The organism is Myxococcus sp. AB036A (assembly GCF_006547355.1).
Classification (GTDB): Bacteria; Myxococcota; Myxococcia; order Myxococcales; family Myxococcaceae; genus Myxococcus; species Myxococcus virescens.
Genome location: NZ_VHLC01000120.1, coordinates 1 through 25,085, shown reverse-complemented (window position 1 = coordinate 25,085; position 25,085 = coordinate 1). Strand labels below are relative to the sequence as shown.

General features: G+C 68.3%; 16 protein-coding genes. 5 read left to right on the top strand and 11 right to left on the bottom strand.

Annotated features, from left to right (window positions below; genetic code table 11):
* The first annotated feature begins 458 nt into the window (after nt 1-458).
* Entirely contained in the window at nt 459-3,317 is a 2,859-nt protein-coding gene (locus tag FL344_RS33095) for an Ig-like domain-containing protein (protein ID WP_141621330.1), read from the top strand.
* 1 nt (nt 3,318) lies between these two features.
* On the opposite strand, the gene FL344_RS33090 is transcribed toward FL344_RS33095, so the two are convergent.
* Complete coding sequence (locus tag FL344_RS33090) at nt 3,319-3,699, bottom strand: helix-turn-helix domain-containing protein (protein ID WP_011557374.1); 381 nt, start codon at nt 3,697-3,699, stop codon at nt 3,319-3,321.
* 98 nt (nt 3,700-3,797) lie between these two features.
* Nucleotides 3,798-4,319, bottom strand: coding sequence for a hypothetical protein (locus tag FL344_RS33085; protein WP_141621329.1), 522 nt, complete (start codon nt 4,317-4,319; stop codon nt 3,798-3,800).
* 475 nt (nt 4,320-4,794) lie between these two features.
* On the opposite strand from FL344_RS33085, the gene FL344_RS33080 reads away from it, so the two are divergent.
* The 3 genes from FL344_RS33080 (at nt 4,795) to egtD (ending at nt 7,581) form a co-directional block, all read left to right on the top strand.
* A complete protein-coding gene (locus FL344_RS33080) occupies nt 4,795-4,995 on the top strand; it encodes a hypothetical protein (protein ID WP_141588567.1) in 201 nt (66 codons plus the stop codon).
* A 207-nt stretch (nt 4,996-5,202) separates the two neighbouring features.
* Nucleotides 5,203-6,546, top strand: a complete 1,344-nt coding sequence (gene egtB / locus FL344_RS33075) for an ergothioneine biosynthesis protein EgtB (protein ID WP_194863342.1) — start codon at nt 5,203-5,205, stop codon at nt 6,544-6,546.
* A gap of 9 nt (nt 6,547-6,555) precedes the next feature.
* Nucleotides 6,556-7,581, top strand: coding sequence for an L-histidine N(alpha)-methyltransferase (gene egtD, locus FL344_RS33070; RefSeq protein WP_141621327.1), 1,026 nt, complete (start codon nt 6,556-6,558; stop codon nt 7,579-7,581).
* A 66-nt stretch (nt 7,582-7,647) separates the two neighbouring features.
* Here the strand turns inward: egtD and FL344_RS33065 are convergent, their stop codons facing one another.
* The 5 genes from FL344_RS33065 to FL344_RS33045 form a co-directional block, all read right to left on the bottom strand.
* Nucleotides 7,648-7,842 (bottom strand): hypothetical protein, encoded by a 195-nt coding sequence (locus FL344_RS33065; protein WP_020478624.1) that lies wholly within the window; start codon nt 7,840-7,842, stop codon nt 7,648-7,650.
* 300 nt (nt 7,843-8,142) lie between these two features.
* Nucleotides 8,143-8,688 (bottom strand): hypothetical protein, encoded by a 546-nt coding sequence (locus FL344_RS33060; RefSeq protein ID WP_141621326.1) that lies wholly within the window; start codon nt 8,686-8,688, stop codon nt 8,143-8,145.
* A 2-nt stretch (nt 8,689-8,690) separates the two neighbouring features.
* Nucleotides 8,691-9,143 carry a bactofilin BacM gene (gene bacM, locus FL344_RS33055; protein ID WP_011557381.1) on the bottom strand — a complete coding sequence of 151 codons (453 nt, stop codon included), beginning with the start codon at nt 9,141-9,143 and terminating at the stop codon, nt 8,691-8,693.
* A gap of 3 nt (nt 9,144-9,146) precedes the next feature.
* Nucleotides 9,147-10,037, bottom strand: coding sequence for a ParB/RepB/Spo0J family partition protein (locus FL344_RS33050; protein ID WP_141588572.1), 891 nt, complete (start codon nt 10,035-10,037; stop codon nt 9,147-9,149).
* Between the two features lie 25 nt (nt 10,038-10,062).
* Nucleotides 10,063-10,854, bottom strand: coding sequence for a ParA family protein (locus FL344_RS33045; protein WP_090491169.1), 792 nt, complete (start codon nt 10,852-10,854; stop codon nt 10,063-10,065).
* Nucleotides 10,855-18,707: 7,853 nt separating this feature from the next.
* Between FL344_RS33045 and FL344_RS38745 the strand changes: the two genes are divergently transcribed.
* Complete coding sequence (locus FL344_RS38745) at nt 18,708-18,905, top strand: hypothetical protein (RefSeq protein WP_194863341.1); 198 nt, start codon at nt 18,708-18,710, stop codon at nt 18,903-18,905.
* Between the two features lie 1,498 nt (nt 18,906-20,403).
* On the opposite strand, the gene FL344_RS33040 is transcribed toward FL344_RS38745, so the two are convergent.
* From FL344_RS33040 to mnmG, 4 genes are all read right to left on the bottom strand, one after another.
* The gene (locus FL344_RS33040) at nt 20,404-20,862 is read right to left on the bottom strand and encodes a DUF5063 domain-containing protein (protein WP_141621325.1); all 459 of its coding nucleotides are present in this window, start codon (nt 20,860-20,862) and stop codon (nt 20,404-20,406) included.
* A 378-nt stretch (nt 20,863-21,240) separates the two neighbouring features.
* Nucleotides 21,241-21,897 carry a hypothetical protein gene (locus FL344_RS33035; RefSeq protein ID WP_228565551.1) on the bottom strand — a complete coding sequence of 219 codons (657 nt, stop codon included), beginning with the start codon at nt 21,895-21,897 and terminating at the stop codon, nt 21,241-21,243.
* Between the two features lie 180 nt (nt 21,898-22,077).
* Nucleotides 22,078-22,731, bottom strand: coding sequence for a 16S rRNA (guanine(527)-N(7))-methyltransferase RsmG (gene rsmG / locus FL344_RS33030; RefSeq protein ID WP_140800552.1), 654 nt, complete (start codon nt 22,729-22,731; stop codon nt 22,078-22,080).
* Nucleotides 22,732-22,829: 98 nt separating this feature from the next.
* Nucleotides 22,830-24,677 carry a tRNA uridine-5-carboxymethylaminomethyl(34) synthesis enzyme MnmG gene (gene mnmG, locus FL344_RS33025; RefSeq protein ID WP_141621324.1) on the bottom strand — a complete coding sequence of 616 codons (1,848 nt, stop codon included), beginning with the start codon at nt 24,675-24,677 and terminating at the stop codon, nt 22,830-22,832.
* Nucleotides 24,678-25,085: the final 408 nt, after the last annotated feature.

Genomic DNA, 25,085 nt, shown 5'->3' with positions numbered 1-25,085 from the left:
GTACATGGCCCGCCCCCTTACACCCGAGGAGCGCCGGGCCATGTACCGCGCGTGGCCCCTGTTCGAAGGCTGGCCCTTGCCACAACTGCCGCCGGAAACGCCCGTCCCTGGAAACGAAGCACCACCCCCAGGCGACGCGCACCGCCCCGACGAAGCACCGCGATGACGCCGGGCAATGCCTGACGTGTGAATGCGTGTGATTCACCGCCAGCACGGCATCCAGCGAATGTCTGGCGTGTCATGTCAATCGCGCCGGAGCCGTACACGCGGCGCGTCAGCGCGATGAACATGGATTGCGCATGTGTCTCGATTGCCTCGGGGCGAAGTGGCCTCGGGGTGGGGCGCGACCCTCACGTGAAGATGATGGCTGTCATGCCTCCAAGACAGGCATGCGCTCACTTCCTCGGGCGCTTTGCTTGCATGAATACCCAGAGCGGTATCCTTCGAGCGAGCCCCCCATGCCCTCACACGCCGCTTCTCCTGCCTTGCCGCGCGCCGCGCTCGCGCGCGTCACGTTCTTCCTTGTCGCGCTGGCAGGGCTGCTGCTCGCCGGGCCCGCACGCGCGGCCACCAACGCCGAGTCCGCGCAGCGCGCCATCAACTACCTCAGCGCGGACGCAGCGAACTGGTCGGTGCGTTTCGGCTGCACGTCGTGTCACCGCCACGGCGCGGCGCTGTTCGGCCTCGCGAACGCGCGCACCACCGGCTACGACCTGGACGCGCTCACGTACAACGGGCGCACCAACCGGGAGAACCTGGAGTTCATCACCGGGCGGCTCGTCTCCGAGCAACGCGCGGACGGCTCGTGGTTCCACGAGGGCATCTTCTATCCCAACGCGAAGACGAGCTACTCCGCCTTCGGGCTCGCGGGCTACGACGCACACCTGGGCACGCGGTACTCGGACGCGCTGGTGCTGGCCGCGGACTGGGCGCTGACGCGGCAGGAGACCACCGGCCGCTGGCGCGAGGACTTCCCCTTCTACCCGGTGGGCTACGGCCACGTCGGCGTCACCGCGCGGATGATGACGGCCATTGCCCAGGCCCGGCAGCGCGTGGACCCGGCCAAGGCCTCGCAGTACCAGGCCGCGTTGGACCGCGCCGCCGCGTACGTGCGCGCGCACATGAACGACTGGACGGACGGCCCGGCCACCGACGGCCAGCGCTACACGCACCAGGTGGCGTGGGCCATGGTGGGCCTCAAGGCCGCCGGCCCGGGCACCAACGCGGTGAACACCCAGGCCCTGGAGACCCTGGCCGCGCGGCTTCTGTCCACGCGTGCGGGCGGAGGCGCGCCGGGCTGGGGCTCGCTGGAAGGCGACGTGCCGGATGAGTTCGCCACCGGCATCTCCCTGTATGCGCTGTGCCTCGCGGGCCGGAAGCCCGGCGCGGATGGGCGCATGTCGGAAGCGCTGGAGTGGCTCAAGGCACGGCAGGCGGTGAACGGAAGCTGGGGCGCGGACACACGCTATCCGGACATCCCCACCACCTTCGCCTCGCTGGGGCTGGCGTGCTTCGGCGACTACAGCGTGAGCGTCACCGTGAGCGGCGGGGCGCGCCGGCCCTTCGAACATGATTTGCCACGCATCCAGTCCGTCACCTACCCCGTCACGGTGCGCAACCACGGCTACCGGACGGACAGCTACCGGCTGAGCACCCAGGGCGGGCTCACTGGTTGGACGGCGACGCTGAGCCGCACGACGTTGGAGCTGGCACCGGACACCGAGGCCACCCTCACGCTCACCATCACCGCGCCGGAGGGGCTGGAGCCGTCGCTCACCTCGGACGTCATGGTGGTGGCGGCCTCCCAGGAAGCGGAGGGGGTGAAGGGCTCGGTGCGCGTCACCACCTACACCAACCCGCCGCCGCCCACCGATGGCGTGCCCACCACCACCACGCTGCTTTCGCCCGTGGACGGACAGCTCACGGTGGCGCTGAACAACATCCTGTCCGCGCGCGTGGTGGATGACCGCGGCTGGGAAGCGCGAGGCCCGGGCATGGGCGTGGTGACGTTCTCCGTGGCGGGCGTCACGGTGGGCGCGGACAACGACGCGGACGGGGACGGCGTCTACTCCTTCGTGTGGCGTCCGCGCGCCTCCACCTGGAGCGAGCTGGGCGTGCAGGACCTGCGCGCGGTGTACTCGGGCGTGACGCTGGCGCCCGCGCGGGAGAACCGGCTGGGCAGCTCCGCGTCGTTCGCGGTGGAGGTGCATCCGTCCCCCTTCCCCGCGCCGTCGGTGACGCTGTGCGGACTGCCGGGCTTCACGGACGCGCTGACGCTGGAGGTGTGCGGCTTCGTCACTCCGCTGGCGGCGGGCGCGGAAATCGACTCGGCCACCTTCGTCATCCAGGGCGTCAGCCACCCGGTGGCCCCCGACCCCAGCGGCGGCTACGTGGACACGGTGCTGCCGCTGGTGGACGGGCCCAACGTCATCCGGCTGGTGGCCACCGACTCGTTCGGCGGCATCGCCAGCGAGGAGGCCGTGGTCATGGTGGACAACACCGCGCCAGAGCTCACCTTCCTCTCACCGGCCAACGGCGCGGCCATTCGTTCCTACAGCGTGGACGTGCGGATGGTGGTGCGTGACTGGTCGCCGGTGCGCGTGGAGACCAACTGGGTACAGGTGACGGACGTGCCCGCGGGCGGCGGGGACGTGACGCACCGGGTGGACCTGTGGCCAGGGGAGAACCTCATCCTGGTGCGAGCCACGGATTCGGTGGGCCACGTCACGGAGCGGATGCTGACGGTGTGGGTGGACGCGGAGGCGCCGTGGGTGTCCACGGGCCTGCCGGATGGGTGGCTCGTCGGGCCGCAGCCGGGAAACACGATGCCCTACGACATCGGCGTGTACTCCGCGTCCGCCACCACGGTGACGCTGTCCACGGGGCGGACGTACACGCTGCCCCGGGGTGGCGGCGGCGTGCAGGCGACGCTGGACCTGGTGCCCGGGGACAACGCGTTCACCATCGACGTGACGAGCGAGACGGGCATGCGCACCACGCTGTCCCGCACGGTGCGCTACGACGACGCCGCGCCGGTGGCCTCACTGCTGCTGCCGGTGCCGGGGCAGACGTACCGCGGCGTGATTCACATCACCGCGCGGGTGACGGACGCGGTGAGCGGCGTGCGGTGGGTGGCCTTCACGCGGGATGGCTCCGGCATCCGGGCCGCCACGCTCCAGCCGGACGGCACCTGGACGGCGGAGCTGGACACACGCGAGCTGGTGGACGGCGAGCACACCGTGGAGGTGTGGATGGACGACCCGGCGGGGAACTTCGCCATCCAGACGTTCCCCTTCGTCACGCGGAACCAGCCGTAGGCTACTTCTTCTTGTGCTGCATCGCCGAGGCGATCAGGTTCATCAGCTTCAACTGCACCGCCGTCAGCTTGCGCAGGTTGCGCATCAGCCGCCGCATCTCCGGCGTGTCCTCCTCGCGATTCTTCGCGGCGGCCTTCTCCTTCACCGGCGGCGGGGCGGTGAAGCCCTCGCCCAGGCCCAGCAGTTCGTGAGGAGGCACGTTCAGCACCATGCACAGCCGGCGCAGGTTCTGGACGCTGGGCAGCATGTGGCCGCGCTCCAACCGCCCGTACACCTCCGACGCCATGCCAATGCGCTCGGCGACGTCCGCCTGCGTCAGCCCCATCCGCACCCGGGCGGCCCTCGACGCGGCCCCCAGCATGCTCGCCAGTTCTGTGTCCATGCGTGTATCAGTCCACGGAAGAAGGGCCGGCCCAGCTAACCCTCAAGGTCGGGTACTTTCACCATACCTTCCGCGTTTTTTCAAAGCGCTCGCGCGCCTCAGCGAGCGGGGGTGCTCTCCGCCGCATCCAGCAGCAGCCGGCGACGCTCCGCGGCGGTGAACAGCGACGCCAGCGGCAGTCCCAGGAAGAAGGCGTGCAACACAATCTGGGGGAACTGCGGCACGTCCAGGAACCACGGATACGAGCCACGTCCGATGAACTGGAAGTTCACCAGCCACACGAAGAGGCCGTAGAGCATCCCCACCGCGGCCTGGAACTCCCAGCGGCTGCGCCCGTCTGGCGGCAGGAACGCATCCAGCACGGAGTAGAAGAGCCCCACCACCGCGGAAATCAGCAGGTGGACGCCCATGCCCAGCAGCAGGGCCGTGCTGTCGGAGACCGAGGCCGTGAAGGCGGACGGCCCCAGGAGCACCCCAGCGGACATGCGCACCGGACGCATCGGGTTGTCCCCCGACGCCACCGCCAGCACCACCTCCGCCAATGCCAGCACCACGCCCGCGGCCATGCCAAAGAGCAGGCCATTGGTGGCGGACCAGGGTGTGTACCTCCGCCGAGCCATCCTTCCTCCTTGCCAGGGCCCGCCGCATGCTCGGCCCTGCGTTCAACCTGGGCATGCCCGGCACAGGCGGGCAGCCACGACGCGGCGGGGGTCCGCGACGCCGCCTCCCTGGCCGGCCACCGGGCCGGCCTCGCATTTCCAAGCCGCGCCCCGCTCCCGGGACATTCGCGTCACGCACCCTCGGATGGGACCCGGCCAGGCGGCCCCCGAAAGGCCGCCAAACAGTGACTCCCGGGACTTCGAGCCTGTCCTTTCTTCTGCCTCCGCTGTCGCCAGCCTGTAACTCCTGCAGCCCGGGTCACCCCGCACCTGCCCCAGCTTGTTGAAAATCCAAGCGACGGAGGGTGGGCACGCCGTTGGCATACGAAGCATCCCGGAAAGGACGAAGGACCACCGGGATATGCCGCAGCTCCGCCAACGACAGGGCCCTCACCGCGTGCATTACGCGCCCCAAGCGTGGCGGGAGGTGGGCCGCATGACGGCGGAGACGTTCCATGCACTCCAGCAGGTGCTGGAGCGCCTGGGCGACCCGGCCCTGCGCGAGCCCCCAGCGGCCAACGGCCTGGTGGCGCGGCATGTCGTGCCGCAGCATGGGCTGGAGCTGGAGTACGCGTGGGACGAACGCTCACGCACGCTCACCCTGCTCGGCCTCGCCCGCGTCCCCAACGAGCCTTGAGCGGATCCGCTCGTGGCCGGGGAGAGTGTTTGAGCTTCAACTTTCTTTGTGGATTTCTCGGTTGGCCCCGGGACGAGGCTCCACGCCCGGCGTAGAGACAAGGCGTTGGGGGCGCGCGGGCAACGTGCGCTCCTTCACGAGCCGCTCGGGCGCCGGTGAGGCGGGGGCTTACCTCCGCGCCGGGCGCCTCCCTACCTTGGACGGGTGATGTTCCAAATGGCCGAGGAACGGAGTCACCCGCGAGAGGAAGGCGGGGCCCATCCACGCTGGAAGTCCCGTGCCTGGACCGAGCTGGAGACGGCGCGCGCGCGCGTGCTGGCGATGCTCGGCGGGCTGCCCGAGGACGAGCTGCGCCGTCAGCATTCGCCGCTCATGTCGCCGCTCATCTGGGACGTGGCGCACGTGGCCAACTACGAGGAGCAGTGGCTGCTCCGGGCGCTGGGGGCGCCGGCCATCACCGACCCGGCGTTCGACGCCATCTATGACGCCTTCCGGCACCCGCGCTCCACGCGCGCCGAGCTGCCGCTGCTGCCACCCGAGGCCGCCTTCGCCTACGCGCGGCGCGTGCGTGCGGCGGTGCGCGAGCACCTGCACCGGCTGCCCGAGGACAGCACCGCGCCGCTGCTGGCCGGCGGCTACGTCTTCGGCATGGTGGCGCAGCACGAACAGCAGCACGCGGAGACGCTGGCCGCCACGCTGCAACTCATGACGTCGCCGGCGTACCACGTGCCCTCGGCGCGCCCGCGGCCCCGGCCCGGCGCCGTGCCGCAGGCGGAGGTCTTCATCCCCGGCGGCGAGGTGCGGCTGGGCAGCACGTCGCCGTGGGCCTACGACAACGAGCGGCCCGCGTTCTCCCAGCACGTCGCTCCGTTCCTGATGGACGCGCACCCCGTCACCAACGGCGACTACCTCGTCTTCGTGGAGGCGGGTGGCTACGAGGACCCGCGCTGGTGGCACCCCAAGGGCTGGGAGGTCATCCAGGCAGAAGGGCTGAAGTCCCCGGGCTTCTGGCTGCCCCAGGGCCACCACACCTGGCTGCGGCGGCGCTTCGGCCAGGTGGAGCCGCTGCCCAAGGACGAGCCCGTGCAGCACGTGTGCTGGTACGAGGCGGACGCCTACGCGCGCTGGGCCGGCAAGCGGCTGCCCACCGAGGCCGAGTGGGAGAAGGCCGCGCGCGGCAGTGACGGCCGCCCCCGCGAGTACCCCTGGGGCGACACGCCGCCCACCCGGGCCCACGCCAACCTGGACGGAAGCACATGGGGCCCCGCGCCGGTGGGCAGCTACCCACAGGGCGTCAGCCAGGACGGCGTCTGGGGACTGCTGGGCGACGTGTGGGAATGGACCGCGAGCGACTTCCGCCCCTACGCGGGCTTCAGCGCCTTCCCGTACCCCGAGTACTCGGAGGTGTTCTTCGGTGAGTCCTACAAGGTTCTCCGGGGAGGCGCGTGGGCCAGCGCACCCGTCGCGGTGCGCAACGGCTTCCGCAATTGGGACTTCCCCAACCGCCGGCAGATTTTCGCCGGCTTCCGCTGTGCACGGAACGCGAGGTGAGGTGAGGCGATGCGGGTGACGACGGTACCGACGGTGGCGACTCCGGGTGAAGACGCGCAGCACACGCCGGGAGTCCAGGTGGACGTTTACGTGAAGCCGGGCGACGCGAAGCGCGCCCTGCGGGAAGAGGCGCTCCAGGGCCTGTGCGGCACGCCCAAGGAGCTGTCTCCCAAGTGGCTCTATGACGAGCGCGGCAGCCAGCTCTTCGACGACATCACCCGGCTGCCGGAGTACTACCCGACGCGGCGCGAGCGGGAAATCCTGCTGGCCCACGCCGGTGACATCGCCCGCTTGAGCGGCGCGGACACGCTCATCGAGCTGGGCAGCGGCACCAGCGAGAAGACGCGCCTGCTCCTGGACGCGCTGGAGGAAGCGGGCCGGCTGGCGCGCTTCGTCCCCTTCGACGTGAGCGAGGCCTTCCTGCGGCGCGCGGCGTCGGGCCTGGCGCGCGAGTACCCGGGCATCACCGTGCACGCGGTGGTGGGCGACTTCGAGCACCACCTGGGCCAGCTCCCCAACGGCGGCCGGCGGCTGGTGGCCTTTCTGGGCGGCACCATCGGCAACCTGAAGCCGGCGCAGCGCGCGCTCTTCCTGCGGCAGCTCTCGGCCGGGTTGCAGCCGGGAGACGGGCTGCTCCTGGGCACCGACCTCATCAAGGACCGCGAGCGGCTGTACGCCGCCTACAACGACAGCGCGGGCGTGACGGCCGAGTTCAACCGCAACGTGCTCAAGGTGCTCAACCGCGAGCTGGGAGGGGACTTCGACCCGGACGCCTTCGAGCACTTCGCGCCCTTCGACGAGAAGAACGCCTGGATTGAGATGCGCCTGGTGTCCCGGCGCGCGCAGTCGGTGTGGCTGTCCACGCTGCGCAAGCAGGTGGACTTCACCGAAGGGGAGGTGCTGCGCACGGAGGTGAGCTGCAAGTTCCACCAGCAGCAGGTGGCCTCCGAGCTGTCGGCCGCGGGACTCACGCTGGCCGAGTGGTGGACGGACGCCGCGGGCGACTTCGCCCTCTCCCTGGCCTTCAAGCGCTGAGGCGGGGTGCTGCTTTCAGGGGCGCGGGGCGGGGACTCACCCCGCCTTCGCGCCCTTCGCGGTGCTTCAGCGACGCGGGTTGCGGCGCGACGAGCCGCCACGCACGGGAATGGGCACCGGCTGCGCGGACGGCCGCGTCCAGGCGGCCCAGAGCGCCCCCAGCCCGGCGACCACGAGGCCGCCCACGGCGATCAGCTGCTCTCCCACGGGTGCGATGTCCACGGTGGCGAACGGGAGGGGGAGCATTCCGGAGAACGACATGCGGGGACTCCTTGCGAGGGCACTGCGTGGAGGTCCTGGATGGGTCCGAGGCGAGCACCCAACGCAGTCCGGGAGGGGTGAGGTTAGAGATTCGTGACGGCCAGGGGAAGTCCCTGAGCGTCAATGTCGGCGTGGCGTGCACGGAAGTGCACCCTGAAATGCATAACGTTGGGACACCCGAGCCGCGCCAGATGTTCACGAGGCGGTAACGGAAGCCTGCCCGCCTGCATCGACTCCGCCAGGAGGTGACACTCCCACCTGCCTCGACGTGTGATTGCCTTGGACGCGCGGTGCTGCTCGCTATGGCAGCGCGCCCTGGACCTGGATTTCGCGGCAGGCCTCGGTGGCACGCAGCACATCCTCGGCGGACGCGCCCGGCAGGCTGGCACAGAGGAACAAGTCGTTGCCCACGCGCCGCGCGCCGAAGAAGCCAGGGGCTTCCGGGCCCACGCCCCCATCCGCCAGCTTGGGCGCCAGGGTGATGCGCAGCAGCGAGTAGCGCTCCGTCTCTTCTTCCTGGTCCAGCGAGAGCTCGAAGTCCTTCAGCTCCTCGCGGACGCGGTCGGCCAGGGTGTCCACGGAGGGCAGTTGCTCGCCGTCCCCGCGCCGCAGGTCCACCCGCAACACGGGCCGGCCGGGCGGGCCCGCCTGGAAGCTCTCATCCGGCGCGACCAGCGCGGACCAGCCGTCCGGCAGCGGCACCTTCACACCGGAGCGGATGGAGGACGGACGGCCGTCACCCTCTCCGGTGCCGGAAGCAGCATCCTCCTGGCCACAGCCCTTGCAGCCGCCCAGGAGGGTGAGCGCCAGCAGTGAGGCTGGCGCCATGTGCTTCCAGGAACGCACGTCTACTTCTTCTCGCCACCCGGAGGCGGAGGCGGCCGGGCGCCAGCGGTGCCCAGGTTCTCCATCTTCAGCGAGCCCTCGAAGATGACACCGCGGTCCATGGACAGCGACGGCGTCTCGAGGTTGCCCTTCACGCGGCCGGGCGTCTTCAGCTCGATGATCTGCGTCGCCTTCACATTGCCTTCGACCTGGCCGTTGATGATGACGGTGCCAGCCTGGATTTCGGCCTGGACCTTGGCGCCATCCCCAATGACGAGCACGTCCTTGGTGATGATCTGCCCCTGGAACTTGCCGTCGATACGGACCTGCCCTTCGAAGGTCAGCTTCCCTTCGAACTCGCTCCCCTTGCCCAGGAGCGTGTGGACCTCACCAGAACGCTGCGACACGGATTCCTCCTCCCGCCTGAACAGAGGCTTGCTGGATGATTCGTCTTTTTTCCCGCCAAGGAGCGCCACGTCCTACTCCTTCCTGAGAAGCTTCAAGAGCCGGTCGAGGTCATCGTACGAGAAGAAGTCCACCTCGATGGTGCCCTTTCCGGGGCTTCGTTCGGTGAGCCGGACCTTGGTACCCAGTCGCCGCTGAAGCTCCTCCACCAGTGCCTTCACCTGCGGGCTCTGCTTCGGTGCCGCCTTGCCCGCGTCCTTCTTCCCGCTGGAGCGACTCTGCTGGACCAGCCGCTCCGTGTCACGCACGGAGAGCTTCTTGTCCGCGACTTGCTTGGCCAGGTTCTGCAGCTCCGGCAGCCGGGGCACGCCCAGGAGCGCGCGCGCATGGCCCATGCTGAGCGAGCCATCCGCCACCATGCCCTTGACGTCCGCGGGCAGCGCCAGCAAGCGCAGGGCGTTGGCCACCGTGGAGCGCTCCTTGCCCACGCGCACGCTGACCTGCTCCTGCGTGAGCTTGAACTCCTCCACCAGGCGCTTGTAGCCCTCCGCCTCTTCGATGGGGTTCAGGTCCGAGCGCTGGAGGTTCTCCACCAGCGCCAGCTCGAAGGCCTGGACCTCCGTCACGTCGCGGACGATGGCGGGCACTTCCTTGAGGCCAGCGGCCTGGGACGCGCGCCAGCGCCGCTCGCCCGCGATGATGCGGTAGCCGTCACTGTCCTTGCGGACGAGGATGGGCTGGAGCACCCCCTGCGCCTTGATGGACTCGGTGAGTTCCTTGAGCTTCTCCTCGTCGAAGTAGCGGCGCGGCTGGTCCTTGTCGCGGTGGATGGACTCGATGGGGAGCTTGAGGACGCCGGCCTTCGGGGCCTGCTCGCCCTTGCCGGCCCCGGTGGCGCCCGCCTGGGGGATGAGGGCGGACAGCCCGCGCCCCAGGGCCCGCTTCTGCATGTCTGCTTTCACCACGTCGTGACTCCAGCCAGGGCGCGGCTCAAGCCACGCGCCTGCGAGGGCTCTTGGGAGTGTCCCGCTTCATCAGCTCGCGGCCCAGCGCGAGGTAGCTCTCACACCCCTTCGACTTGATGTCGTACAGGATGATGGGCTTTCCGAAGGAGGGGCACTCGGACAGGCGCACGTTGCGCGGCACGATGACCTCGAACACCTGCTTCTTGAAGTACCCGCGCACCTCTTCGACGACCTGATGGGCGATGTTGGCCCGCGAGTCGAACATGGTGAGGAGGATGCCCTCCATCTTCAAGTCCGGGTTGAGGCCCTGCTTCACCAGGTCGATGGTGTGGGTGAGCTGCGAGAGTCCCTCGAGCGCGTAGTACTCGCACTGGAGAGGGATGAGGACGGAGTCCGCGGCGGCCAGCGCGTTGAGCGTCAGCAGGCCGAGCGACGGCGGACAGTCGATGATGATGTAGTCGTATTCGGAGGCCAGCGGGCGCAGGGCGTCGCGGAGACGGAACTCGCGGTTGTCCTGGTTGACCAGCTCGACCTCGGCGCCGGTGAGGTCCGGCGTGGCGGGCACCACCTGGAGGTAGCGCAGCTCCGTGGGGTGGAGCAGCTCCTGGATGGGCCGGTCATTGAGCAGCGCTTCGTAGATGGTGCCGGTGATGTTGTCCTGCTTGATGCCCAGGCCACTGCCCGCGTTGCCCTGCGGGTCCATGTCCACCAGCAACGTGCGGCGCTCCGCGGAGGCCAGGCTCGCGGCGAGGTTGATGGCGGTGGTGGTCTTCCCGACGCCGCCCTTCTGGTTGGAGATGCAGATGATACGACCCACGGTGGCCCATCCTCTCTCTCCCCGGCCGTAGGCCAGGGCCCCGCGCGTGATGCAGTGCACGGTTGCGCGCTGATCCACGCTGCTAGCACGCGGTTTGGTATCGGATCAAATTCACGGCGAGCCTTGCTTCCCTGCTCTCTTCTCGGGGGTTTGCGCGGACCTGGAGGCCGGTTGCGGGTGCCCGGAAGAGGCCTGGAGGCTGGCCGGGTGTGCCTCCTTATATATGGAGGCGGTGCGCCGGGGTGCCAGTCGAACGGGGCCACGGAGGGCCCGTGTCAGCCCCCTATATAATGATGCGGCCGAGCCGCCGGTCCGTGGGGCCCCCACCGGGCCGCACCTGTTCCGCCCCGCCGTGGCCACGGCGCCCCAGGCTGGAGAGGGCGTGTTCCTCGTGGAACCCCGCGGCCGTGCAGCGAGTGAGCAGGCGGGAAGGACGCCCTCGCGGAATAAAAGGTGCCGAGTCTGTTCGCGGGGTTCGCGGACCTTTGAGCCAGTTTTCAGGGGGTCGGCGGCGGTGGACTTCGAGCGGAGGCGACGAACGTGCGTCGCATTCGCACGCGCGACGGGGCTTCTGAGTTGGCTGAACGTGGATGCAGCCGCGCGTTTCGGACCGCCGCGTGCGTCCGAGGGTCCTGTCCTCACGCGGTGATGCTGTCGCGGGCAGCGGGTGCGTTTCGCACGATGCCCGCGTGAGGCTGCGGTCGGGGTTACCGGTTCGCGGACGGGAGGCACGCGCGATTCTTCAACGCATCACACGCTATCGGTGGCGGGCCGTCCTCGGGAACGACGCGGTGCCCTTGGCAGTGTTCGGTCCGGTAGTGCCGCATCCGACTGGCTTGGCGCTACCCATCTGCGTGGAGCAACCGATGCACCGCCTCGTAGACCCGCGCAGCGCCGGTACCAGCGAGACCTTGGCACTTCAGCTGCGATTTCTCGCCCGCGCGATGCGGCACCGTTGCTGAGCGTCCCTTCCGGGATGCGCGCGGTCAGCCAGATGAGTGCAGCGACCTCGCGCACCCGACTGGAAGCGCCCATGCCGAACAGTGGAGCCATGCCGTCACCCCATGTGACGCGTGTTGAAGCGGTCCAGGCCATGCCGAGTGCAACCTGCACGCGTCGATGAATCACCGGTTCGGGTGACGATGACACGCCTCCTCATGTTCCGCGTGGAACGGGCGAGCGCGTCCTGCGCATGGTGACGGTGGTTTCACATGAGCCTCGATGTCAGCCGTCCGCATGCGCCTCGCCGCCAGCGGTCCACATGGCCACGCACATCGGTTCCCCCCCTTGGCCGCGGACTCCCGCCGCGAAGCCCTACTCTCTTGGAACCGCGCGCGACGCGTCTGACCAAGTCACATGATCGAAGCAGACTTCAGGCGAGGCCCCATCCCCCCCTCACATCCGCCAACGACCGCGGGCATCGCATCGACGAGGTCAGTCCACTTGTCGGCCCAGCTCAACGGACTCACCACTCGGGACGGGCAGCGTTCGAGCCGGAGCACGCCGCGACGAACGGCGATGCGGATGGCGACTCACACCTACACGAGGTTTCCGTCGCAGGGATGTTCATCAGGGACACGCATCCAATGGCGGCAGGCGAGGAACTCCATCGGACTTCGCCAACCACGGCGAGTTCGTTTCGCGCCCTCCGAGGGTGCCGGAGCCGGACCGCTCGAGCTGGGTACGCAGCGCCAGACGTCGCATCGATGAGGTTCTGCATCCGGTGGCATCACCTGGAGATCCACGCCCACTGAGCACCTCACGAATCGCGAGGCAGCATGCCGTCACATCGATGCATCAACCGAGGTGCCCTGATTCCCCATCAGGAACAGGGACCAGATAGCGCACCACTGAGCGGGACGGAGTGATGTGGGTCGCAGCTTCTCCGCGGCCACATTGAGCCCGGTTCTGCATTGAGCCAGAGCTTCAGGGTGACATGCGACCGTGCCGACGACGTGGCCCGACTTGCTGCTCGTCCACACCGACTCTCCACACGGAACTCACATCCCGCTGAGCCGGGGCGCCCGACAAACTTCCACCGTACCGATGCAGCAGCACGAGGGCAGTCCGTACTCGCCACTTGCACCACACGGGACTCGCACTTCGTTGCCCATGAGCTCTGGAAGAGGTGCCGCCGTACCGGTGCCGGAGTCTGATCGCGCAGCGCAGATGAGCTGAGCGACGGAGCCGCTGCGGTGGGCGAACTCCCCGCGACGTGTCGCCCAAGGGCCTCGCGAGCGCCAGGCAGGGCAGGACGAGCGACAGCAGGACGGAGCGGTTCGCGTAGGAGTGCATGAGCGCGGAGGCACCTCGTGAGTGCACGGCGCGCATGGATGCCATCACCTCCGTGGTGGATTGCATGCTGAACGGACCGCGCGCCCCCACAGGATGCCCCTCGCGCCGGGGGAGCCGGAGTCACTCCCGTAGCTCGCTGTTCGGAAATGTCGGGAGATTTCGCGGCTCAAAACCCCCGACATTTCCGAACAGCGAGCTGCCGAGGTGCGCCCCGGCCCTTGGGGCGCCTCTCCTCATCGCGTGCCTCAAAAGGGCTGAGCGATTGCGTCGCCCCGGTGGGCCAACCCACCGGCTGCATCGCGCGGAGAAATGGCCGCCTGGAGGGGTGGGGGACTCTCTTGCCAGGCTGCAATGGACCGCTCGCGCAGGCCGAGCGAATGCGTACCAGACATGGCAGGCGGTACCTCCTCTCACTCAACAGTCTCCGCCTGCTCGCGTCATCCGCAAGCCGCGATGAGTGGCCGCATGTCCCTGCCATCTGAGCCACACGAACCTCGGCATTGATGAGCATGAACTCCGGACCGCATGTGGCCGGGCGACGTCGCGGTCTGCGGCGGCTCCAGTCCTCGCAGACTGCATCACGCGACACTCGCGCCTCGGCGCGCAGAGACTCCGGACCGCGTGTGGCCGGGCTGACGTCACGGTGCGAGTTGCCGTCGGGCCTCGTCGGCAGCGTCACACGGAACTCGCGCCTTGGTGATCATGAGTTCCGAACGACCTGCGGCCCTACGGACGTCGCAGGCTGAGTTGCCACCATGTCTCGCCGACTGCATCACGAGCCATTCACGTCTCGGTGAGCATGGACTCCGGACGGCGAACCCCTGAGTTCCCCGGTCTGAGTTGCAGCCGCTCCGCGTCGACTGTTCCCCGCGGAACGCGCGTCTCATGCCCATCGCTTCAAAACGCCACGCGGCCATACCGACGCCGCAGCCAATCCACGTCAGCACGACTTCTCGCCGTCTGTACCATCGGCTCGAACCTCGCGCCTCGTTGCGCATGAACTCGGACGACATGCAGGTTTGCCAGCGAGACAGTCCGCACCCCCCCATCCGCGCCACGGGCTCCATCCCTTGGACTCGCACCTCATCGCGAGTGCGTTCCCGATAGTGAGCAGCCGCGCCGATGCGGCAGTTCAAGTCACTGTCCACCGTCGCCGCGAGCCCCATACGGGACTCCTCGCACCTGGTGACCATCACCTCAGGACAGCGTGCGGCGGTGTCGATGCCGCAGTTCGAGCTGTCGCCGGTAGCCCCCCAAGCTCCACGGGACCTCGCACCGCATCCCCGCGCCCCCCGGCGACATGCGGTCGTCCGGATACGACGGTCCGCGTCGCCGTCAGTCCTCGCCCCACTTTCCACACCGCCATCGCGTCCCATCCGCGCGGGAACGAGGCGGCATCATCTGGCCGAGTCGAACGCGGCAGTGGCAGCTACCGCCGGTCTGAACCAACCACACCCGCTGAACTCGCAGCTCGTCCGAGCATGTGGTGGCCTGCGCTTTCACCGATGCGGCAGTCCCAGCCATCGCAAGTCGTCACCACCTGCACCACTTGGGCTCGCAGCTCCCCGAGCACAGCAGGACATCCGCTCGCCCCGATGCGGTCATCAGCGCCACCGCCAGTCGTCACCACCTGCTTCACTTGAGTTCGCAGCGCACCCGAGCATGGTGTGCCCTGCACTCGTGACGGTGCCGCATCCGAGCCTTCGCCAGCCCGCGCCACCTGCTCCACTTGAGTTCGCAGCGCACCCGAGGATGGGGTGCTCTGCACTCGTGACGGTGCAGCCATCCGCACCTTCGCCAGTCCTCACCATCCGCTCCACTTGAGTTCGCAGCGCGCCCGAGCATGAGGTGCTCTGCACTCGTGACGGAGCAGCCATCCGCACCTTCGCCAGTCCTCACCATCCGCTCCACTTGAGTTCGCAGCGCACCCGAGCATGGAGCGCTCTGCACTCGTGACGGTGCGGCCATTCGCATCTTCGCCAGCCCGCGCCACCTGCTCCACTTGGGCTCGCAGCTCACCCGAAGCGCACCCGAGCACAGCAGGACATCCGCTCGCGCCGATGCGGCCACCCACGCCATCGCCAGTCCTCACTGCCGGCTCCACCTGAAGCTCGCATCCCTCGCGCGCACCAAGCGACGTGCGCGGGGACGCAGCAACGCAGCGTCAGCACCACTTCGACGTTCGACGCGTTCCACGTGGAACGCCCCGCGTTCAGCACAGATGTCGAAGAGCCGTGGGTGCTTCAGGGCGGAGCGCCGGGATGGAGCCCGCCCAACGCACGACCGGCACTGCCCAAGAATCCCCATCAGCATGTGCACCGGACTGCCTGCGTGGTTGGCGCTGCACCGCGCACGGGCGCTCCACATGGAGCGCGTGCATCAAGGCGGCTCCACTGGCCGCCAATCAGAGCCCCCATCTGAGGCCTCCATGCATCACGAAGCGCATCAGGCGTCCCACGTGGAGCAGGCACTGGATGGTGGACGAGCGCGGGCCTCCTTGCGACCACCTCTCCACGCCACACGGTGGAGCACTCACCACTCCATGAGCCATGAGCGCATCACGAGCCTGAACGCGGAGCCGTCAGCGAACTCTCCGGAGCTGCGCTCGTGCCCGCCATCAACCCATCCCGCGTTCCACGTGGAACAGGCGCTAAGCAACCCGCACATGAGCAGTCGCTCCATCCGTTTCGCGGAGGTCCACACATCAGCACGCGCATCCTTCCCACCAAGCGCCGGGAACTCACGCCACGCGAAGCGCATGCGCGCATCGATTCGGTGAGCAGGCGCCCCACCACCATCACGCCCCCGCGAAGTGCGCAGGCCGAGCGGCGGCCTCCAACCACCGCGAAGAAGCACCTCATGCGCCGCTTCTTCGTTCCACGTGGAACACGCGTTCGCGAACTCGCGGGAACGCCACCACGCGGTGATTGATGAAGAGGTGCGCAGGCCGAGCCATCTGGAAGATGGAGCAAGGCGAAGGCCGCTGCGCATCGGCGCTGGCCAACACCAGGGATGGCGGGTCGCCGCGTTCCACGTGGAACGCGCGCCACCGAACCAGCCCACGACCAAGCTCCTCCATGGCTCGCGAGTTCGCGCCCGAGCCGTGCCCACGTTCCACGTGGAACTGGCGATGCACCGCGCACACGCACGGGTACACGCCACACGTTCGCGTTCCACGTGGAACAAGCAGCGTGCTTCTCGCGCGTGCAAGTCGGCCAACGCATCCATGAACTGGGAGCCCAAGAAGCGGCGAACCACGTGGCTTCGTCCGCTTCGATGAGCCGCGTCCACGTTCCACGTGGAACACGTGATGAGGCGCTACCAAGAACTGCGGCACGCTCATCCGCCGTGTTGGCGTGCCGCTGCGGCCACCCACGTTCCACGTGGAACGCTTCGAAGCAGCGCAGTTGAGCACGCCCATGGCGTCCGCATGTTCCACGTGGAACTGAGCACGCACTTGAGCGAACCAACCGCGCTCAACACGCCAGCCTGCCCATCGCCGCGGCGTTCCACGTGGAGCACGCCATGAACTGAGCACGCGAAGAAGCAGGAGCTCGCGCATCACCCTCAGGAACAGCGTCTCCATGTTCCACGTGGAACGGGTAGCGAGCGCTGCGCGTGTTCACACGGCCTCGCGGCACTGCGGCCACTCACTCATGGCCTCCGTGTTCCACGTGGAACGAAGGATGACTCGAGCACATGAGCGAACGGCGCCTGTTCTCCGCGCTGACATGGTCACAGCCCCGGCCATGTTCCACGTGGAACGAGCAACGGGCTCCGCGCACTGACATCCAGCGTTCGCGCCTCCCAGCAATGTGCCCATGTCGATGAGTCCACGCCGTCTCGCTGTTCCACGTGGAACGGTCAGGCAGAAGAACTGCGCACGCATCAGACCGCGCCGCGCACTTCCAGCTCCCGCACCACATGGACGGCAACGGGCATCGCGCATGGGCGAGCCGCACCCGCTCAGCGAGGCCATGCGCCAACACATCTTCCTTCTCCGCATGGGCGAGTCGAACTCGTTCAGCACGACCACGCGCTTGTGCCGTCTCCCTGTTCCATGTGGAACCACGACAGGCATCGCGCATGTGCAAGCCGCCCCCACTTCGCGCAGCCACGCACCAACACCTCTTCCTCCTCCGCATGGAACCGTGGAGGCCATCGCGCATGAACGAACCGAAGTCGTTCAGCGCGACCACGTGGTTTCGCCCTCCCCTGTTCCACGTGGAACCACGACAGGCATCGCGCATGTGCAAGCCACACCCGCTTCGCGCAGCCACGCACCAACACCTCTTAATCCACCACATGGAACCGCGGAGGTCATCGCGCATGGACGAACCGAACTCGTTCAGCGCGACCACGTGGCTTCGCCCTCCCCTGTTCCACGTGGAACCACGACAGGCATCGCGCATGTGCCATGCCGAACCTGTTCAGCGGGAGCGCGTACCAACACCTCTTCCTCCTCCGCATGGAGCCGCTAGGTCATCACGCATGAACGAACCGAACTCGTTCAGCGCGACCACGTGGCTTCGCCCTCCCTGTGTTCCACGTGGAACCACGGCAGGCATCGCGCATGAACAAGCCGCACCCGCTCAGCGGGAGCGCGTACCAACGCCTCCTTCCTGTTCTGCGTGGGACCACGAGAGGCATCGCGTATGAGCGAGCCGAACCCGCTCGGCGTGGCCACCTGCGCGTCCCTTCTTCCTGTTCCACGTGGAACCACGAGAGGCATCGCGCATGAGCCAGCCACGTTCGTCCAACGCGGCCATGCACTCCCTCCTTCCTTCTTCGCTGGGCACGATGAAGGGACGAGCAACAGTTCGTTCCCTGCTCCCCGTTCCACGTGGAACAGCAAAGGGCCCGCGCATGAGCACGTCGCGTCCGTTCAACGGGACCACGAGTTCGCGCCTTCTCGCTCAACAGGGAACGGCGGTGGCACCGCGATTGAGCAAGCCACTCCGGTCAGTACGACGGCCTGCGCATCCATCTTCCTGTTCCACGTGGAACGGCCCGACCAAGGTGGATGAGCGCTCATCGAAGCCGTGTGCTCGCAGTTCCCCGCGCGCCGTGCGGCGCGATCACGTGGGTGAGCACGCGAACAACTGACGACTGCTTCTGAGGTGAGGCGCTCCACATTCCACGTGGAACGAGCGCCAGGTCGAAGACGAGGTCGCCACTGGCTGGGCTCGCGAACAACTGACGACCGTCACCCACGTTTCGGCCCCCGGACCACGCGATGTCCCGAGCATGAGCACCGGCGCCACCAGTTCTCCCTGATGCCGTGTGCAGAGATGCCCACGCTCAACGCTCATGGGGCCTGAGCCACACCCACGACCAGACGTGTCCGCCGCCACGACGCATGAGCATGCCGAGCGTCTCGTTCCACGTGGAACGGGGACCTGGGCCAGTCGCGTGAGCGACCGGCATCCGCCCGTCACATGCCGTGCTCACATCCACATGGGTCCGGTCATCGACTCCGCAAGCATCCAGGTCGGCGCGCCGGTCGGGCGCCGCGCGCATCCATCGCGAGGCCATGCTCGACGCCCACTCCCATCAACGTGCGGTTCGTCCGCAACAAGCACGCGCCCGCTCATGTCGATGCGACCACCTGCACATCGCGACTCGCGGAGCGCTTCCTTGTCGAAACCAATGCCACCACGGTCCATGTGAAGAACGAGCCCGATGAACGCGCGCCGGATGAGAGCCCTCGCGAGAAGTGGCGCGGCCATCACGCAGCACCGTTCGCATGTGCCTGAGCCAAAGGTGCCGCTCGCTCGCAGAGCCACGGCGACATGCGTGATGTGGTCGCCATGACGAGTGCTCCCCTCCCCTCCCCTCCCCTGCTCCACTTGGAACGAGACCCATCGGTTCAGCCGCTGAAAACCCCCTGTCCTCGGCGGCCTTCGCTATGTCCCCAGGGACAGTCCCAGGATGGCGAAGTGCAGGCGCGCACCACACCAACACCTGGGCCCAAGCCAGGCGGCCGCTTCTCGCGGACCATCACGACCTGAACTGGCGCCATGCCGCGCATCGCGCGCATGAACCTGCGAACTCGGTCACCGCAGCGGTTCGCGAGCAGCGCGGCCAGGCACCAACATGCAGCCGGACTTAGGCACACAGGAAAGCGAGCCACGGCACCCACCGATGACTCGCGGGCGCATGACCACCACGAAGCCTCAAGCAGCACCGCGTACGAAGTGGCCAAACGCGAAGCTCCATCCCGAGTGTCTTCGTCACCTCAAGTCGGCCCTCAACTGAGCGCAGTCGGTGAGACTTCGCGAGACTGTGAGACGGCATCACCGAGTCGGGCATGCGATGCATCTCCATCCATCCGACTGCCTCGAAGCCCCACGGACTCAGACCGCTCCGCACAGGACGGACGCGTCGTCCCGTGCGCACGAAACCGCGGCGAGGATGCACGTCGTCGTCACCCCATCCCAACTTGCATCAAGTCCCCGAGGCGCCGTGTCACGACATTCGCTCGCTCCCGATGCGCGGACTGCCCCCAACACCGGGCGCAAAGATGCAGCGTTCAGGATGACGACGAGCCCACCGGCAGCATCAACGACGTGGGCCTCTTCCGTGCGACGAAGACACCCCGTTCGCCGCATATACGCCGAACAGGCGCTGGCCTGGCTGCCCGGTCAGCGAGGAGCTCGACTTGGCCTCGCTTCACGGACATCGCCCTCGAACAAGCGCCCCCAGGAGGCGGCGTACTGCAGGCCCATGTTGAGAACGCAGCCTCGCGCGCGAGCATCCACCAGCGCTCGCGAAGCAATGACTCCCGTCGAACTGTGAAACGCCGTTACGGAAATCAGATGTGGACGGCTCTCGGCCCGCAGCCAGGCAAGCGGCCCCACTGCCGCGCAGACTCCGTGCATCCGACGGCACGAGCGTTGTCCTGCCTGCTCGAGGGAGGCGAGCCGATCGTGTCCACGCAGCGCTCCATCAACAAGCCGCGCCTCGACGTGCACCTCGATGGACAGTGACGCGGCCGTGTTGGCGCATCATCCAACCACTCGTCCTGCATGCGGCGACCCACGCGCAGCGCAGACGCCCAACGAAGCTCTCGAGACGCCGCGAGCAAGCTCATGCACCGAGCGACCGACCTTCAGCTCAGGTTGCCGGCCTTGCTTCCGAGCCACTGCGAACAAGGACGTGCACCGAGCAGGGCTGCGTCCCCTCCCCTGCTAGCGCCTCGGGAGCCAGGGGAATCGGCATCGGCTCGGCTGCCGTCGCGAGTTGCTGGGCACATCAGCAGGCACGCTGATGGAGGTACAGCTGCAAGCTTCGCAGGTGCAGTCCCCAATGGGTCTCGAAGCCAAAGCGGAAGTGCCAGAGCGCATCTTCTTCGGTCGTGTTTTCCCAGCGGAAGAGGACGCTGTGCAGGTCCATCGCGATGTCCGTGAGGTCGTCGATGGCGTCGCCGATGCTGAGCTCGGACTCACCCACCTTGTCAGCGATGTGCAACGCCTCGTTGTACAGGCCGAGGGCGGGAAAGCGTGGCGCGATGCACTCTCGCAGGGACCTGTAGTCGGCACGAGGCGCGTCCGGATACTTCGTCTGGTCGAATGGGGCGTCGGCAAAATGGTAGGCCAACGCGATCCGGTCCAGGGCAGCACGTAGCGCTCCCTCGCGGTCCTCAAAGTGCTTCTGCTCGTCGAGAACTCCGACGAAGTTCTTCACTGCCTCGAGGATGTCCTTCCGGGTCATGGAGTTGCTCCGCACCGGGAGAACGCGCGGTGCTTTTGTCGCGAGCACATACCGAGGCCCTTGTGAGGATGCACGGTGTCGCCGTCGCGAACCCAAGCCAACAGCTATGCCAGAACGTGGGAGGCCGATGGCAGCTCGTTGACGTACACGCCCTCGCGCGGGTGACTGTACGGCGCCTGCTCTGACTGGGGCTGCCCGTGGAGGAACCTGTCGCGATACAGCAACGCTCGCTGTCACCCTGGACGCACGAATGATGCGCCCGCGTCGTTGTGAGCAAGCGCCTGCTGCCCCGTTCGACATCAACGGTTCAATGCCAACGCGGGGCACGCGGTGGGCACATCCCATTCGACACGTTCACCACGCACCCGCGGCACCCACTCAGGAACGCGGAGCCACGGGCTCCACGAAGTACGTCTGCTTGTGCCGTAGGTCCGCCTCACAGACATCGGCGAATGCGCGAGCCCCCTGCTCCCACTGAAGCCGAGCCACCTCCGCGCGATTGCCGTACTCATCCTGACGGATGACGGCCCAATCCTTCCGCGCGGCGTCCTCATGGGCCGGCGTGCCGCGGAACTCGACGTAGTACGACTGCTTGTGCGCACGGTCTTCGAGGATGCGCGCGAAGCACGCCACGTGCGCGCGCTCGGGCGCCTGCGCGACGTCGTAGCGATTGCCCGTCTCATCCATGCGCGTGACAACCCAGCCTTCACGCGGGAGCGGGACCCCCGCGTCCGCTCGCCATTGCACGACCTCGTCCTTCAACCCCAGGTGGGCCAGGGCGTGGTCGACTTCCAGGGGCTCGATGAAGACGTGGAACCGGTCGGCCTCTCGCATCGAGACAACCACCAACTCGAGCCCACACTCGCTGCGCCAACCCCAGTGCGTCTCCTGGAAGCTGCCGTCATCGCGAGTCACCACGCGATGCGGCGGGCCCCACAGGCGCTCGAAGCTGGAGCGCGACGCTTTCAACGTGACGGCGTGAGCGTGACGCTCGAACAAACAGACGCGAGGACGGTCCGCCGGAAGCGGCTTCATGCGAGGCACCTCCGCCGTGAAACTGAACGAGGCCCCTGGCTCGCGCCACCCTTCCCTGCCGGTGGGATGCGCGCCGCTGAAGTCACTCAGCAGCGCCGTGCATCCCCGGGAGAAACACCGCCGTGCCACTCAACCCGGAATCACTCACGGGACCGGCGCGCACGGCGGCACTCCCCTCCCCTACTCCTTGGCGAACACCGCCACCTGGCGCTCGGCGCCGGAGAACGGCAGCCGGTACGCCCTCGCGGACACGACGCGCAGTTGTCGCTCCGCCGCGCGCGCCGCCAACTCCGCGTCCGTCTGCGCCTTACCGAGCATCGCCACCACGCGCCCGCCCGGCTCGACATACGCGGGCGCCAGCGCGAGCCAATCCGGCAGGTCCATGAAGGCGCGCGCAATCAGCACCTCGGCGCGCGGAATCCCTTCCGTCTCCGGCTGGCCTTCCGCACGCGCGTGCAGACCGCGCACACCTTGCAATCCCAGGCTCGCCGCCGCGGCCTTGATGAACGCGACCTTCTTGCCCACCGTGTCCACCAGCGTGACGCCCAGCGCGGGCAGCGCGAGCTTCAATGGCAGACCCGGGAAGCCCGCGCCCGCGCCCAGGTCCAGCAACGTCGCCGCGCCCGTCACCTCCGGCAACACCGCGAGCGAATCCAGGAAGTGCTTCTCCAGCACCTCCTCCGGCGCCGTAATCGCCGTGAGGTTCACCTTCGCGTTCCACTTGAGCAGCTCGCTCATCAACCGCTGGAGCCGCGGCCCCAGGTCCGCCGCCACCGTCACTCCCAGCGCCCGGCACCCCGCCGCGAGCTGATCCTCGAACCGCGCGTTATCCACAAGCCCTCCACGTCAAACCTACCTGCAACCCACTGGAATCATTCAGGAGACAGCAAGCCCTAAAGTTTCCCACACGTTGTCCACAGCCCCTTATTTGATCAATCCTCGGGCTGGGAGCAGACTGCGGGGGCCTCTATTCCACGCTTGAGCGCCACCAGCAGCAGCGACACTGCGGCGGGCGTCAGCCCCGGAATCCGGCGAGCCTGTCCCACCGTCCCGGGCCGATGCGCGGTCAGCTTCTCCACCGCCTCCGAACTCAGACCCCGCACCTCATGGAAGCGGTAGCCCTCCGGAATCCGCCACCGGTCCGTGGACTCGGCCTCGCGCGCCGCCGCCCTCGCGGCCTGGGCCACGTAGCCCTCGTACTTCACCTCGACCTCCACCTCCTCGGTGACGTCGGGTGACAGCACGGGCCAATCCTCGCGGCCTTCGCCCAGCTGCGCGTACGTCACCTCCGGCCGCCGCAGCCGCGCCGCCAGCCCGGTGCGCTTCAGCCGAGCCACCTCCTCCGTCACCGCGCGGCCTCGCGCCTCTACCCGCTCCAAGGCCTCGCGCGGCAGCAGCCCCACCCGGTGCCCGTGACGGGCCAGTCGCAGGTCCGCGTTGCCCTCGCGCAGCTTCAGGCGATGCTCCGAGCGGCTGGTGAACATGCGGAACGGCTCGTCCACGCCCTTGGTCACCAGGTCATCCACCAGCACCGCGCCGTGGGCCTCGTCGCGGCCCGGCAGGAGCAGCGGCTCGCCCTTCAACTGGAGCGCCGCGTTGATGCCGGCCCACAGGCCCTGGAAGGCGGCCTCCTCGTAGCCCGAGGTGCCATTGAGCTGCCCCGCGAAATACAGGCCGGCAATGGCCTTCGTCTCCAGCGTGGCCTTGAGCTGGGTGGGCGGCGCGTAGTCGTACTCCACCGCGTAGCCGAAGCGGACCACCTCCACCTGCTCCAGGCCCGGAATGGTGCGCAGGAAGGTGAGCTGCACATCCGCCGGCAGGCTCGTGGACAGGCCCGCCGGGTACACCAGCGGCGACGTGGGCCCCTCCGGCTCCAGGAACACCTGGTGCCTCTCGCGCGAGGCGAAGCGCACCACCTTGTCCTCCAGCGAAGGGCAGTAGCGCGGCCCCCGGCCGACGATGTCCCCCTGGTACAGCGGCGAGCGGTGCAGGTTGTCGCGCAGCACCGCGTGTGTGCGCGGCGTCGTCGCCGTGAGCGCGCACGTCACCGAGGGCTGACGGGGAAACGGCATCCCGCCCTCCCCTTCCACCTTCGTCCGCCAGGAGAAAGGCCGCACGAGGGTGTCCCCCGGCTGCGGCTCCAGCGCGTCCCAGTCGATGCTCGCGCGCGCCAGCCGCGCCGGTGTGCCCGTCTTGAAGCGGCCCAGGGTGAAGCCCAGCGCGCGCAGCGACTCCGACAGCCCGCGAGCCGCGTCGTCACCCAGACGGCCGCCGACTTCCTTCTGCTCGCCCACGTGCATCAGCGCCTGGAGGAAGGTCCCCGTGGTGAGCAGCACCGCGGAGGCGGACACCTGCGTGCCGTCTCCCAGCACCACGCCCTCCACCCGGCCTCCACCGGCCACCAGCGCGGCGACTTCGCCCTCGCGCACCGTGAGGTTCGGCTGTGAGAAGAGCACCGCCTGCATGCCGACCGCGTAGGCATCCCGGTCGCAGAGCAGGCGCGAGGCCTGCACCGCCGGCCCCTTGGAGGCATTCAGCGTCTTGAAGTGCGTGCCCACCTGGTCGGCCGCGCGCCCCATCTCCCCGCCGAGCGCGTCCAGCTCCCGCACCAGGTGGCCCTTGGCCGTGCCACCCACCGCCGGGTTGCAGCTCAACACCGCCGAGCGCTCGCGCTTCAGCGTCAGGCCCAACGTGGCCAATCCCATCCGCGCGCAGGCGAGCGCCGCCTCACTGCCCGCATGGCCCAGTCCCACCACGATGACGTCGTACCGGAGTCCCATGTCTCACGAAGGTCGCGGGCGACGCGGGCAGGCTGACCTACCCCGCCGCCGTTTCGCGCCTTCGTATGGCGCCCAACCCGGGCCCTTGGCAAGCAAAGGCCCTTCGAGCGCGGGAGGGCGCCCGTTGGAGCGAGCGCCCTGCCCTGCCCTCGTTCGAGAATTTACGGAAGCGCGCGAGGCAGGCAGTGGGAGGGGTTGAGGCGCTGTCTGCCTCGCGCGCACCGGCCACCTGGCGGAAGGTCGGGCCCGGCTTTCGAGCCGGACCGCGCCCCCCGTCCCGGGCGGCAAAAAGCCAGGTCTTCGCGTGGGGAGAAAGGAATGGCGCCGCCCGCCCCCCCGGGTTGACGGCACCTTCCCGCTCAACGGACCCGAAGGCCCGCCCCACGCTGGCGCGGCCCTGTCTCTTAT

Excerpts from the sequence above, each read along its gene's own strand:
- FL344_RS33095 (WP_141621330.1), top strand. The coding sequence starts at position 459 with ATGCCCTCACACGCCGCTTCTCCTGCCTTGCCGCGCGCCGCGCTCGCG.
- FL344_RS33090 (WP_011557374.1), bottom strand. The coding sequence starts at position 3,699 with ATGGACACAGAACTGGCGAGCATGCTGGGGGCCGCGTCGAGGGCCGCC.
- FL344_RS33085 (WP_141621329.1), bottom strand. The coding sequence starts at position 4,319 with ATGGCTCGGCGGAGGTACACACCCTGGTCCGCCACCAATGGCCTGCTC.
- FL344_RS33080 (WP_141588567.1), top strand. The coding sequence starts at position 4,795 with ATGACGGCGGAGACGTTCCATGCACTCCAGCAGGTGCTGGAGCGCCTG.
- egtB (WP_194863342.1), top strand. The coding sequence starts at position 5,203 with ATGTTCCAAATGGCCGAGGAACGGAGTCACCCGCGAGAGGAAGGCGGG.
- egtD (WP_141621327.1), top strand. The coding sequence starts at position 6,556 with ATGCGGGTGACGACGGTACCGACGGTGGCGACTCCGGGTGAAGACGCG.
- FL344_RS33065 (WP_020478624.1), bottom strand. The coding sequence starts at position 7,842 with ATGTCGTTCTCCGGAATGCTCCCCCTCCCGTTCGCCACCGTGGACATC.
- FL344_RS33040 (WP_141621325.1), bottom strand. The coding sequence starts at position 20,862 with ATGACCCGGAAGGACATCCTCGAGGCAGTGAAGAACTTCGTCGGAGTT.
- FL344_RS33035 (WP_228565551.1), bottom strand. The coding sequence starts at position 21,897 with ATGAAGCCGCTTCCGGCGGACCGTCCTCGCGTCTGTTTGTTCGAGCGT.
- mnmG (WP_141621324.1), bottom strand. The coding sequence starts at position 24,677 with ATGGGACTCCGGTACGACGTCATCGTGGTGGGACTGGGCCATGCGGGC.